The organism is Cohnella sp. OV330, assembly GCF_900112065.1.
Classification (GTDB): domain Bacteria; phylum Bacillota; class Bacilli; order Paenibacillales; family Paenibacillaceae; genus Cohnella.
The window spans coordinates 316,340-329,837 of the sequence record NZ_FOKE01000003.1; the positions used below are offsets into that span (position 1 = coordinate 316,340).

6 protein-coding genes are annotated in these 13,498 nt (G+C 62.6%); all 6 read left to right on the forward strand.

Annotated features, from left to right (window positions below):
* The first annotated feature begins 11 nt into the window (after nucleotides 1–11).
* The 6 genes from BM235_RS08510 (at nucleotide 12) to BM235_RS08535 (ending at nucleotide 13,351) form a co-directional block, all read left to right on the forward strand.
* Entirely contained in the window at nucleotides 12–1,607 is a 1,596-nt protein-coding gene (locus BM235_RS08510; protein WP_158543701.1) for an extracellular solute-binding protein, read from the forward strand.
* 104 nt (nucleotides 1,608–1,711) lie between these two features.
* Nucleotides 1,712–5,062, forward strand: a complete 3,351-nt coding sequence (locus BM235_RS08515; RefSeq protein WP_158543702.1) for a CBM35 domain-containing protein — start codon at nucleotides 1,712–1,714, stop codon at nucleotides 5,060–5,062.
* 94 nt (nucleotides 5,063–5,156) lie between these two features.
* On the forward strand, nucleotides 5,157–8,432 hold the full coding sequence (locus tag BM235_RS08520; RefSeq protein WP_090111644.1) for a hypothetical protein: 3,276 nt from the start codon (nucleotides 5,157–5,159) through the stop codon (nucleotides 8,430–8,432).
* A 71-nt stretch (nucleotides 8,433–8,503) separates the two neighbouring features.
* The gene (locus BM235_RS08525) at nucleotides 8,504–11,173 is read left to right on the forward strand and encodes a glycoside hydrolase family 2 protein (RefSeq protein WP_090111646.1); all 2,670 of its coding nucleotides are present in this window, start codon (nucleotides 8,504–8,506) and stop codon (nucleotides 11,171–11,173) included.
* Nucleotides 11,170–12,366 carry a cupin domain-containing protein gene (locus BM235_RS08530; RefSeq protein ID WP_177244212.1) on the forward strand — a complete coding sequence of 399 codons (1,197 nt, stop codon included), beginning with the start codon at nucleotides 11,170–11,172 and terminating at the stop codon, nucleotides 12,364–12,366. The genes BM235_RS08525 and BM235_RS08530 overlap by 4 nt, the downstream gene beginning before the upstream one ends.
* Before the next feature lie 37 nt (nucleotides 12,367–12,403).
* Nucleotides 12,404–13,351 carry a sugar phosphate isomerase/epimerase family protein gene (locus BM235_RS08535; protein ID WP_090111648.1) on the forward strand — a complete coding sequence of 316 codons (948 nt, stop codon included), beginning with the start codon at nucleotides 12,404–12,406 and terminating at the stop codon, nucleotides 13,349–13,351.
* The last annotated feature ends 147 nt before the right edge of the window (nucleotides 13,352–13,498 follow it).

Sequence of the window (13,498 nt, forward strand, 5' to 3'; positions counted from 1 at the left end):
AGATTACGACGATGAAAAAAAGAACCATTCGTCTGACGGGCGCGGTGCTGTCCGCACTCATGCTGGGGGGCGCGCTGACGGCGTGCAGCGGCGACAACAATAACAACAACGGGAACGCCGCATCCTCTTCGGCGCCGGCCTCGGGAACCGCGTCTTCGTCCGCTTCGGCTTCCGCGCCGGCGGCGGAGCAGCTCGATCCGGTCACGCTCAAGATTTATTTCGCAGGCGACAAGAGACCTGCCACCGACGAAGTATGGAAGGCCGTCGAGGATTATACGAAAGACAAGCTGAACGCCAAATTCGAAATCAACTTCATTCCTTTCAACGACTATGCCACGAAAATCAAGCTGCTGGCCACGTCCGGAGACGACTACGACATGAACTTCGACGCGGACTGGCTCGCCTACCCGCAGATGATCAACAGCTACCTGGACCTGAAGGATCTGCTTCCCAAGTACGCGCCGAATTATTACGGCCAGCTGCAGGAGCGCAACATGGTCGACTCGATCACGGCCGGCGGCAAGATCACGGCGATGCCGTGGACGCAGATCACCAACGACCACCCCTTTATCTCGGTAGACTTCAAGCAATCGGGCCTGGAGGGCAAGCTCGCTCAACCGGAGAACGGCTCGATCAAGACGGTCGAGGAGCTGGACGCTTTCTTGCAGGAAGCGAAAAAGGCATCGCCGACGAGCCATATCCTGGAGTGGGACGGCGGCCTGACCTACAGCAAGATTTTGTCGATGCTGGCGCCCAAGTACAACTATGCCGATCCCGTAGACGGTCTCTACGGCCTCACCTACAAGCTGGACGATCCGGCGATGAAGCTCGTCCCGGTCGAGCAGACCGACTGGTACAAGGAAGCCGTCGCCTGGGCTAAAAAGTGGGCGGACGCAGGCATCATACCGAACGACCTCATGCTGAACCGCGACGCGCACGCCAACGAATCGAACAATCTGAAGGTCGCTGGATTCACCTCGAACGAATACATCAACTTCAACAACTTCCTGGGCAAGCCCGAGAACTTCTACTCGGAGCTGTATCCGGAAGGCAGCTACCTGAGACGCTCGCCGCTGGCCAACATGATGGCGATCAACAAAAACGCCAAAAACCCGGAAAGAGCGCTCATGTTCATGGACCTGATGGCGACCGACCAGCAGTTGTACGACATGGTGCTGTTCGGCATCGAAGGCAAGACGTACGTCAAGAAGGGCGACGCCTACGTCTATCCGGAGGGCATGACGGCCGAGACCTCGAACTACATGGACTGGCAGGGACAATGGGGCTTCTGGCGCGATAACCTGGTCAGGCCGACCGAATCCAGAACCGCCGAGGGCTGGAAGAACATCGCCGACTTTACGAATCAGCCGAACAGCCTCGTCACCAACCTCACCGGCTTCTTCCCGGTGACGGACGCGATCAAGAACGAGATCGCCAAGCGCACCGCGCTCACGACCGAAGCGGGCAAGCCGCTCATGTACGGCATCGTCAAGGACGCGGACAAAGCGCTCGCGGACTACATCGAAAAGCAGAAAAAAGCGGGCACGGACAAGATCGTGGCCGAGATTCAGAAGCAAGCGGACGCGTTCCTGGCCGCGAAGAAATAAGACCTACAGCTTAGCATTCCCCGTACCGGGCTGCCGGCGGCGGTCGCGCCTCCGGCAGCTGCATGACCTGTACCTCTACCCTATTCGTAAAGGCGGTCAATGAAGTGGGAAAAAGTCGAAGCGGATTAAGGAAGTATGCATGGAGCGCGGCGTTCGCGCTGGGTCTCGGCGCGTTGCTGCTCGCGGCGGGTCCGTCGGGCAGCGCCTATGCGGCCGGGGATGTGACCTACCAGGCGGAAAACGGCGTTATCGGCGGCACTGCCGCCGTCACGGCGGACAGCAACGCGTCGTCGGGCTATAAGGTCGGCAATCTGAACGACGTCGGTTCGTACGTGCAGCTCAATAATGTAAGCGTCGCCAACGGGGGCACCTACACGATCACGATCCGTTACTCCAACGGTTATCCGGATACCCGGACCAAGAGCCTATACGTCAACGGCGTCGACGTGGCGACGGTAAGCTTCCCGGCGACGGGCAACTGGAATATCTACTCCACCGTAACGGCCAGCGTCTCGTTGAACGAGGGCAGCAACACGATCAAGATCCAGCGCGACAGCGCGGACAGCCCGGCCAGCGACATCGACAGCATTTTCGTGCCGGGCGCGACGTCGGCCTGGACGGTCGTGAACAATTACGGGCCGTATTACTACGTCAACTACTACTCCCCGGGCGGTACGATCGTCTACGACGGCGGGGCGACGGGCTACTACAACAACGACGTCCAATTCTCCGAGACGACGAACGACGCGATCGAGTTTACGTTGCACGGTACGGGCGTCCGCTGGATCGGCGCCAAGAACAACAATCACGGCAAGGCGAACGTGTATATCGACGGCGTGAGCCAGGGGCAAGTCGATACGTACGGTCCGGTCTGGGAAAAGCAGCTGGTTCTGTTCGAGAAGCGCAATCTCCCGGAAGGCGTGCACACGCTGAAGGTCGCCGTCAGCGGCACCAAGAACGCGGCGTCCACGGGGAACGCGATCGACTGGGACGCGTTCGAGGCGATCCAGGGAGGCACCAAGTACGAGGCCGAGAGCGGCACGGTCGGCGGCGGCGCGGTAACCGCCTCGGATACGTACGCGTCGGGGGGCTCCAAGGTCGGGACGCTGAACAGCGACGGCGCGAACGTGCAGTTTGGCAGCGTGAGCACGCCGTCCGGCACGGGAGCGGGCTACTATGACGTGACGATCCGCTACTCCAACGGCTATCCCGACACGCGCACCAAGAGCCTCTACGTCAACGGGACGAAGGTCATGAGCGTCGCCTTCCCGGCGACGGGCAACTGGAACATCTATAAGGAAGTCAAAGTCGCCGTCCATCTGAACGCGGGCTCGAACACGATCAAGATTCAGAAGGACAGCGCCGATGCGGGCGGCACCGACATCGACCGGATCTACGTCGCGACGACGCCCCGCAAGACGAAGGTCGTCACGCCGACCTACGCGACGGAGGACGTCGTCATCTCCGACTTCGACGTCACCGACTATGGCGCGGACAAGACCGGCGCGGCCGACGCGACCGCAGCCGTGCAGAAGGCGCTCGACGATTGCTTCGTCATGGGCGGCGGCACGGTGTGGATGCCGTCGGGCACGTACAAGATCAGCTCCACGCTTAAAGTGTATGCGTTCTGCTCCCTGCGCGGGGACTGGCGCGATCCGGACAGCGGCACGGGCAGCTACGGCACGGTCATCTCGGCGAACGTATCGAGCGATATCGGGGAACTGATCCGGCTGCAAGGCACGAACGCCGGCGTCGTCGGGCTCACGTTCTACTATCCGAACCAGAACCATTCGAATCCGATCGTCCCGATCAATTTGGGCTATGTCATTCGCGCAGACCAGGATGCGGCATCGATTCACAACGTGACGTTCCTGAACGCGTACAAGGGCATTCTCGTCAGCGCGCTGCATGGCTTCGATACGTTCGACAACATCAAGGGCACGGCCCTGAACGTCGGCTTGGAGCTGCGGGAGACGGCGGCGGTCGATTCCACCCAGAAGATCACGTTCAGCAATGCCTACTGGGCGAACGCAGGCAGCACTTACAACGCGCCCGTCAAGAGCGTGATCGACGCCTATACGCGCGCCAACGGAACGGCGTTCCTGTTCTCCGATAACGACGCCGTCCAGCATTACAAGCTGAAGGCTTCGGACTATAAGTACGGGATTCGGGACGTGGACGGACCGCGCGACGGATCGTGGGCTTCCAACTTCGCGCTGCTCGATATCCAGAACACGGATTATGCGCTGAAAATGGAGTCGGGCTTCCGTAAAAACGCGGTGCTGCGGAGCACGCTCTCCGGCAGCGTGAATTCGATCAACTTCAGCCGTATCAATACGTACGCGGAGCTGTTCGCGTCGAACAATACGCTGACGGGCACGACGACGGGCACGGGACTCACCGTCTCCTCGCCGACCCCGGCGCCGCCGACATCCTATACGGAAGGCACGCCGAGCAAGACGACGAGCACGACGCTCTACGACGCGACCAAGGCGCCTTATTATGCGCCGTACGTCAAGGCGTCGCGCGGCAATCTGCCGACCGTGGACGCCACGTCGGCCATCCAGGCCGCGCTGAACGCGGCCGGCACGGCCGGGGGCGGCATCGTGTACCTGCCGCCGGGCTGGTACAAGGTGAGCACGCACCTGACGGTGCCGGCGAACGTCGAGCTGCGCGGCGCGAGCTCCACTGCCATCGAAGCCCGGGCGACCGGCGAAGGCACGGCGTTGTTCGCTTACGAAGGCGAGAACACGACGACGCCGACGACCGACACGGCCTTCATCACGCTGAACGGCAACAAGGCTGGCCTTCGCGGACTGCGCGTCTTCTATCCGAACAATCCGATGAACACGTCGACCAACATCAAGAAGTTCCCGTATACGGTGCGGATCAACAATGCGGACGACGTCTACGTCGTCAACGTCGAGTTCGAGAACGCCTCCTACGGCCTCGATATCGCGAACGGCAGCGACCGTCACTTCGTCAAGCGGCTGTTCGGCTTCAGCGCCGAAAACTTCGTACGGGTCGGCACGAGCACGGAGGGCTGGATCGAGCAGATGCACGATCTGAACCCGACGTCCATGGACGGCGAAGCCGAGCGGTACGGCATCGCCGGGTTCTTCAACAATTGGGCGGGCACCGACAACTTCTCGGCCATCCGCGACAGCTACATGTGGCTGCATACGCAGTGGATCATCGTCAACGGCGCTTCTAACGAACACTTGCTGAACATCGGCGGCTGCGGCGTCAAGAACGGCGTCGTCGTCAATTCCGGCACCGTCGAGATCTGGAACCTCGTGACCGACCAGCTGTCCAGGGACGACTACGCAGTCGTTGCCGCCAGCGGCTCAAGCGTTAAGGTCATGAACTCGGCGGCCGTATTCGGCCAGAATACGACCGGCGCCGGCATCCTGGCGAGCTACAACCCGACGCGGCACCTGGAAGGCCAGCCTTAAGCCTGCCTTACGGATTTGACTGAATTACGTCGCACCCGTCCGGCTTTTCCGGCCGGGTGCGACGCCATTTCATTGCAGAGAGGACTCATGCCCGATGAACGACACCGTCCTGAACAAAGAAACGCAAACGAACGCCCCAGCCAGCCCTTTTCTCCCTAAGCCGAAAAGCACGGCCCTCCTCTGGGGCGGCAGCGCCGGCTGGTCCGGCTGGACGTCGGCAAGCGGGTGGCGCCTGGCCGCGCGCGCGGACGGCGAAGACGCCGAGCCGGGCGCCGAGGTCTGGGAGAAGCTCGCGGGCGCTTCGGAGAGCTTGCGATCGCCGACGTTCACGATCGAAGGCGACCAGCTCCGGCTGCGGCTGGCCGGCTACGACGTCCTGAACCACGATTCCGCCTCCGGCGGCTGCTTCCTGCGGATGGCGGACGGCGGAGAGATCGTTCAGGAGGCGGCACCGCCGCTGAAGGAGACGTTCGTCGTCCGGGAATGGTTCGTCCGCCATCTGAAGGGCAAGCAAGCGTACCTGGAGATCAAAGGCAGCAAGACCTTCGCAGGCGAGGGCGCGAGCCTCGCGATCTCCCGCGTCGAGGAGATTCGGCTCCATGGGACGGAGACGCAGGACGTCTACTATTGCCTGGAAGCGCCGGTGGCGAATTCGGGCATCTGGGGGCTTGCGGATATCGATTACGAGGGGAACAAGACGGCCAGGCACTTGTCCTCTTGTCTTGCGGGCGACGACGGCGTCGGCATCATCCAGTCGCCTGTATTCGAGGTTGCGTCGCCGACGCTCCGGCTGAAGCTGCGCGGCTACTATCAGCTCTACCAGGTCAACAAAAACCGGGTCGAGCTCGTGGACGCCGCGACCGGGGACATCCTGCGCACCGTGTACCCGCCGAACACGAATCCGCCTGCCTGGATCGAGACGGACGCGGCCGACCTGGCAGGACGGACGGCGTTTCTACGCGTCGTGGATTGCGACAACGGTCCGCATACGGCTTGGATCGGCGTCGACGCGATCGACGCGGGCGAGGCGTTCAGGGTCGACTTCAGCGCGGAAGACGGAGACGTCCTGGCCGGATGGCAGGTCGTCGCCGAGCCGCCGAGATATACGGAGCTGTACGGCGTGCCGTTCGTGGCGGGCGCGAACACGCTGTTCGCGAGCCGTACGCCGTATACGCTGCCCGTCGGCATCGCGGCCAAGCATCTGCTCATCGCCGGCATGAAGGTCAGCGAGCGCAACAGCTACTCGCCGGAAGACAAGCAGGTGACGGTCGGGCAGGGCCTGGGCTCCTTGCGGGTCTGCTATGAAGACGGAGAGGTCGGCGTTTATCCGATCGTCATCGGCGAGAGCGCGTGGTGGGGGGAGAAGTTCGTCAAATATCCCGAGCCGTTCGTCTCATTCACCGAGGTCCGGCGCACGCTGCAGGAATCGCTGCGCCTCTACCCGGCGCAGCCGACGCCGACGCATCAGTATATCGCGTCGATCAATCCCGCGGCCAAGCCGATCGCGCGGATCGAGTACGCGCCTGAGCCTGGCTCGGGCCTGACGCCCGTCGTGACAGGCATCACGGTCGTCCCGCTTCGGGAAGGCGAACGTCCGGCGGGCAGTCTGCCCGCAAGAAGCACCGGCCTGTCGGCTGCGCTGACGGACAGCATCCGCAGCAGTCCCTTGCGCCTGGCGGGCGCGGACGAGGAGGCGTCGCTCGCGCGCATCCGCCAGCTGCAGGATTACATGTACGTAACCGACGACAACTTCCCGCAGACGTTTCCGCTTGACATCCCGATCGGCTACAAGGGACCGGAGGTTCGATTCTCGGGCGGCCGGGAAGCCGACTTTTTCACCAACGCGTTCTATCACAACGTGCTGGATATGGCAGGCAAGGTCGACGGCAAAGGCGTCTACCATACCTCGTCGGCAGGCGCGCTGTCGTACGGCTACGACGGCATCGGCGGCACCTTCTCGATGGACTTCAAGCTGTATCCGAACCAGGAGCACCCGGGCATGTACTACGATGAAGCCTGGTCGCGGGACATCGGCCGCACGCTCATGGAGATGATCGCCTTCGGCTTCGTGGACCAGGCGGTCGCCTGCGCGGACTGGTGTCTCAAGATGGCCCGGGTCTGGGAGGAGAACGAGTCGCTTACGGTGAACGGCTATCGTCTGCCGCGGCACATCCACCGCATTCTGCAGTTCCCGCGGACCGAGATCGGCACCGGCTGCTTCGAGAACGACGGGCACGGCCTGACGTCGCTCTTCATCTATCAGTTGTGGAAGCACCTGCCTGAGCGGGAGGCGTGGCTGCGCCCGAGATGGGAAGACATCAAGGGGCTCGGCGACTGGATCATCTGGCAGTTCGAGCATCCGGAGGTGTCCAAGGCAACGGAGGTGCTGTGGTCGGACAGCGAAGGCTCGGGCTACCCGATCTCCGTCGGCCACTCCATCTTCTGCGATCTGCCGTGCATCGAGGCGCTGCATGGCTTGGCGGAGATGGCCGCTTCCATCGGCGAATCCGAGTCTGCCCGCATCTGGGAGGAGACAGCGGTACGGCTGAAGCTCGCCAGCGAACGATTTTATATCGTAAACGATGAGGAAAAGGGCCAGGTCTGGACCGACCAGTACCGCGGCTTCGGCCGGGGCAGCCTGCTCGGCCCGCTGCTGCTGCCTACGGATACGAAGGGACTGTTCCCTGAAAATACGTATCCGGAGTGGTACGCGCTGAACGAGAAGGAGTATGCCGTCAACAAGGAGCAGTTCGTGCCGTGGGCGATGGGCTACAACGCGGCCTTCACGACGCAGGCTTCCCTGCTTCTCGACCGTACGGCTGACGCGTCCGAATTCATGAAGCTGAATGCCAAGCTTATCTACGGTCCGGTCTACCGCCAGTACATCGTGCCCGAGATCGGCGGCGCCGTGAACCGGGCCAAGAAGATTTATTCGCGCTTCGGCGATCTGGGCAACGCCGTTCAGCAGGCGGAGATCCTCAAGGCGCTCAAGATCATCATCGGCGTCGACGACAGCCAGCAGGCCGAGCTCGGCCTCATCTCGAGGCTGCCGCAGGGCTGGGACGGCGTGTGGGTCCGGGACTATCCGTTCCTGATCGAGGACGGCGCCCGCCGCCTGACGGCGAAGCTGGAATATGACCTGCGCCTCGCGGCGGACGGCGCCCAGATTCGCGTGCAATCGAGCGACGAGCTGCCGGCGGTGAAGCTGCGCGTCGGACCTTTCGATCTGCGGCATCTGGACGCCGCTCCGACGGTGCTCGCGGACGGCGAGCGGCTGGAAGGCGCGGTCGAGCGCAGCGGCGATGCCGCATGGGTGCGGTTCAACGTGCCGGCAGGCAAGCTCGGCTTCTCGGCGAGCGTTCAATTTTAATCTGGAGCTATTAACCGGGAAATTTGGATCGAGAAGTCGCCGTGAAGCGCCGAAGCAGGGGGAGCTAGAGAATGAAATACGAATTGAAGGATCTGGCGTGGGAGCTCAAGGGCTTCTATCCTTACGTGCCGCTGCTGGCCAACAGCGTGGAGACGGGGGAAGCCATGAAGGGCGTGACGGCGTGGATGCCCGCGGCCGTTCCCGGCGGGGTGCAGCACGACCTGTACAGAGCGGGCTATATTCAGCATCCGCACCAGGATTTGAACAGTCTGTCCTGCGAATGGGTGGAGCACCGGTGGTGGATGTACCGGACCTCCTTCCCGCGCCCGGCGCACCTGGGCCGCAAGGTCGAGCTCGTCTGCAAGGGATTGGATTACAAAGCCCATGTCTACTTGAACAATGTGCCTCTCGGAGCACACGAAGGGATGTTCGTTCCGGCCGTCTTCGATATTACGGACATCGCGCGAGCGCATGAGACGCTGGAGCTTCGCATCCTGTTCGAGCACGCGCCCCAGGAGCAGTCGCAGATCGGGCGGACGTCGCTGACGCATACCCAGAAAAGCCGGTTCGGGTACAAGTGGGATTTTTCCGCGAGGCTCGTGTCGCTCGGCATTTGGGACGACGTGTACCTTCGCGTCCATGAAGAGCTGTCGCTCGGCGAGGCGCATGTCCGCACGGATGTCGCTGAAGACGGCGCGGGCGTCGTGGGCGTGAAGGTGCGGATCGATGGGGCGCAGCCGGGGACCGATACGCAGACGGGGGTTGCTTTGGAGGAGGATTACGCCGCGGAGGCGGTGCTGACCGATCCGGAAGGACGCGAGATCGGGTCGCAGCGGATCGCCGTCGGTCCGGACCGGGCGGAGGCCGACTTTTCGTTTCGCGTGGAACGGCCGCTGCTCTGGTATCCGAACGGGCACGGAGAGCAGCCGCTGTACGGGCTCGAAGTGCGCCTGCTGAAGGGGAATGAGCTGCTGGACTCGTGCGCGTTCAAGCCGGGCATTCGCAAGCTCGGCTACATGCTCAACGAGGAGAGTCCCGCGTCCGCGCTGCCCTATACGTTTACGATCAACGGCGAGAAAGTGTACGTCAAAGGGGTGAACTTGACGCCGCTCGACATGTTGTACGGCACGGTGACGCCGGAGCGGTACGAGTGGACGGTGCTCCTGATGAAGCGCGCGGGCGTCAACATGGTTCGCGTGTGGGGCGGCGGCGTGATCGAGAAAAACGCGTTCTACGAGCTGTGCGACCGTCACGGCCTCCTCGTCTGGCAGGAGTTCGTCCAGTCCGGCTCGGGGATGGATTCGGTGCCGCCCGAGGATCCGAAGTATCTCGCGCTGCTGGCCGAGGCCGCCGAGGCCGCCATCAAGGACCGGCGCAACTACGTCTCGCTGGCGGTCTGGAGCGGCGGCAACGAGCTGAAGGAAGCCCCGAATCAGCCTTGCGGCTACGACAACGGCAATCTCGCGCTGCTCAAGGCGCTCGTTCGGGCGCACGATCCGGATAGGATGTTCCTCCCGACGTCCGCTTCCGGTCCGCAGGAAATGCTGTCTCTGGATGCGGGGCAAAACCATGACGTTCACGGCGGCTGGAAGTACAGAGGGCATCCCGAGCATTACGAATTTTACGGGCAGTCGGACAGTCTGTTCCACAGCGAATTCGGAGTCGACGGCCTGTGCGCCGTGAAGAGCATGCGCAAGTTTTTGAGCCCGGCCCACGTCCGGGTGTCCGATATGGACGAGAGTCTCGTCTGGCGCCATCACGGCGATTGGTGGGACACGCGCGAGCGGGACGCCTGGTTTTTCGGCGAGCCGGACGGCATCGACGCGTTCGTTCGCGGCAGCCAATGGATCCAGGCGGAGGGCCTACGGTTCATCGTCGAGGCCAACCGGCGCCGGCAGTTCCGCAACAGCGGCAGCATCGTCTGGCAATTCAACGAGCCTTGGCCCAACGTCGGCTGCACGTCGCTGACGGATTATTACGGCGAAGCCAAGATGGCGTACTACTGGGTGGGGCAGGCGTTCGCCCGGGCGCATGCGTCGTTGGATTACCGCAGGCTCGTCTATCCGATGGGGGATACGTTCCATGCGGATCTATTCGCGGAAAGCGGGAGCGGCGGACAGCCGGACGGCGATGAAGCGGAAGTCGAAGCGTTGACGACGGCGGGCAATCGACTGTGGCATGGCAGGTTCCGGGCGGAGCCGCGCGCAGGCATGCAGAAGGTCGCCGCGCTGGCTTTCGAAGTTACGCCAGACTTCACGCCGCTGTTCATCGTAAGGGTGCGCTTGCTGCGCGAGGGGCGGACGTTGCTTGAGAACGACTACTATTTCTCCACGCAGGCAGAAGAGTGTTACAGGTCTGTGCTCGGCCTTGGATCGAGCGGCTTCCGTATCGCGGCGGCGGGCGAGTGGGAGGAAGCGGGCGAACACCTGAAGGCCGAGTATCTCGATACGGTCAAGCGGACCTACCTGCTCGCGAACGAAGGCGAAGAAGCGATCCTCCACATCTATGCGGAGGAGCTGACGGACCGGTATTGGACGATGGCGGACGAAGGCTTCTTCACGCTTTTCCCCGGCGAACAAAAGCGTATAACGGTCTACTGCGCGAGCAGGCGACTGGGCGGACTGGGCGCAGATGCCGGCGAAGGCGAAGTTGAAGGTGAAGCGCCATCCAAGCTGCCGGACATTCGGTTCCGCCATTTGAATGCGATAGATTCGCAGGAAGAAAGGAAGATTTTCAAATGAGCGATTTGGCTAAAATCTGGGAGACGTACGAGCGGGGCAAGGGCATTTTCAGGCTTGCTCCCGTATTCGTCCCGCGCCGCTTCGCCCAAGCGGGTAAGCGTCTGCGGCTTCATCCGGACGACTATTACGCATATGGGGCCGCGCGCGGCTCTATCAAGGAAAGATGGTTTTCCTCGGTCATCCCCGCGATGAACGGGCCGCAGGCCAAGCCGGACGAGGGGATGAGCTACGTGGCGGCCAATGACGACGCGAGCGACAAGTTCCTGTTCCGCGACGCGGTCGAGGCGCTCGGACCCGTCATCATCGGCGAGACGCTGCACGCCAAATACGGGACTTGGCCGATGTATTCAAAGTTTTTCGACTATGAGACGCCGCTGTTCCACCATCTGCACCTGGACGAAGCGTCCGCCCAGCTGGTCGGCCGGATGGGCAAGCCCGAAGCGTATTATTTTCCGCCGCAGCTCAACAATCATCCGGGCGTCTTCCCCGCCACGTACTTCGGGTACGACCCGGATACGACGATTGAACAGGTGCGCGAGCGTCTGCTGCAGTTCGAATCGGGCGACAACCGCATCACCGAGCTGTCCCGGGCTTACCGGATCGAGCTCGGCACCGGTTGGTATACGCCGCCGGGCGTCGTGCACGCGCCGGGCTCGTACCTCACGTACGAGCCGCAGTGGAACAGCGACGTCAACTCCGTCCACGAGAACGTCGTGTGGGGCGAGGTGTATCCGTACGAGTTTCTCACGGAGAACTGCCCCGAGCCGGAGAAGCGCAACATCGACTACATTCTCGGACTGATGGACTGGGAGAAAAACGTCGACCCGCATTACAAGAAACACTACTTCCGCCCGCCGATCGTCTGCGCGCATTCGGACGAACGCCATACGGAGAAGTGGATCACTTACGGCAACGAATACTTCGGCGCCAAGGAATTGACCGTTCAGCCGGGGCAGACGGTCGTCGTCAAGGATCCCGCGGCGTACGGGACGATCCTGATTCAGGGACATGGCACGTTCGGCGTTCATGAGGCCGAGGCCGCCGTCATGCTGCGGTTCGGGCAAATGAGCGGCGACGAGTTTTTCGTCGGAGAGGCGGCGGCCCAAGAAGGCGTCACGATCGTCAATCGTAGCAAGTGGGAGCCGATGGTGTTCCTGAAGCACTTCGGGCCCAATCATCCGGATATGCCTTGATTGGGGCGGCCGCGACATAAAGGAGAGTAGAGGAACGATGATCCGACAAGCTTATGAACTGAAGAACGAGAAGATCCGCGAAGCGTTCGAGGTGCTGAAAAAGAACGATCCCAAGCGGCTTGAGCGGCGCCTGAATCTGTCCTGGAGCAATTGGGGCTTCGGCATGGAATCGCTCGCGGACACGGCCGAACGGCTGCAAAAGGCGGGCATCGGCTTCATCGAGCTGCACGGCAACCACTACGGGCCGGATCTCGGTTACCGGAAGGAGGAAACGCTGGACATTTTGGGCGCCCACGGCATCAAGGTCGCGGGCATTTGCGGCATGTTTTCGGCGGATAACGACCTGTCCAGCAACCGCGCCTTCCAGCGCCAAGCCGCCGTCGACTACCTGAAGCGGGAGATCGAGTTCGCCGCGTCGGTCGGCGGCTCCTACATCCTTGTCGTGCCGGGCGCGGTCGGCAGGCCGACGCCTTACGACGCGATGGAGCTCGCGCGCAGCGCCGAGACGCTCCGGCTCGTCGCGGACCTCTTCGTCTCGCACGGCGTGAAGGCGGCGATCGAACCGATCCGGTCCGCCGAGACGAGCTACGTGCACACGATCGCCGACGCCGAAGCCTACATTCAGTCCGTCGATCATCCGGGCGTGCAGCATATCAACGCGGACGTCTACCATATGCAATCCGAAGAGTCGCACATCGGCGAGGCGCTGCTGGCGGCCGGCGACCGGCTGCTCAATCTGCACATGGCGGACAGCAACCGCTGTGCGCTAGGCGACGGCTCCTTGGATCTCGACACCGTCATCATGGCGCTGTACCTGCTTGGCTTCAACCGCGACGGACGCTACGTCACGCCGGAGCCGCTGGGCCCTGGCGGCGACCCGTACCCGGCGATGTACGGCAAGCCGGACAAGGCGCTGCTGGATCGCATGGTCCTGCAGACGGCCGCCTATTTCCGCGAGCGGGAGGACGTGCTGCTGGGACGGTAGGCGCGCGCGCGGCAGAGGGAACGCCGTTGTGCGGTAGTATCGCATAGCTCGGACTTAACAGTTACGCGGAAAAACCGCGCAACTCCGCCCAGACTGCGGCGTGGCAGTGCCAGTTACACCGAAAAACCGTGTAACTCGGTCCAGACT

Excerpts from the sequence above, each read along its gene's own strand:
- BM235_RS08510 (WP_158543701.1), top strand. The coding sequence starts at position 12 with ATGAAAAAAAGAACCATTCGTCTGACGGGCGCGGTGCTGTCCGCACTC.
- BM235_RS08520 (WP_090111644.1), top strand. The coding sequence starts at position 5,157 with ATGAACGACACCGTCCTGAACAAAGAAACGCAAACGAACGCCCCAGCC.
- BM235_RS08525 (WP_090111646.1), top strand. The coding sequence starts at position 8,504 with ATGAAATACGAATTGAAGGATCTGGCGTGGGAGCTCAAGGGCTTCTAT.
- BM235_RS08530 (WP_177244212.1), top strand. The coding sequence starts at position 11,170 with ATGAGCGATTTGGCTAAAATCTGGGAGACGTACGAGCGGGGCAAGGGC.
- BM235_RS08535 (WP_090111648.1), top strand. The coding sequence starts at position 12,404 with ATGATCCGACAAGCTTATGAACTGAAGAACGAGAAGATCCGCGAAGCG.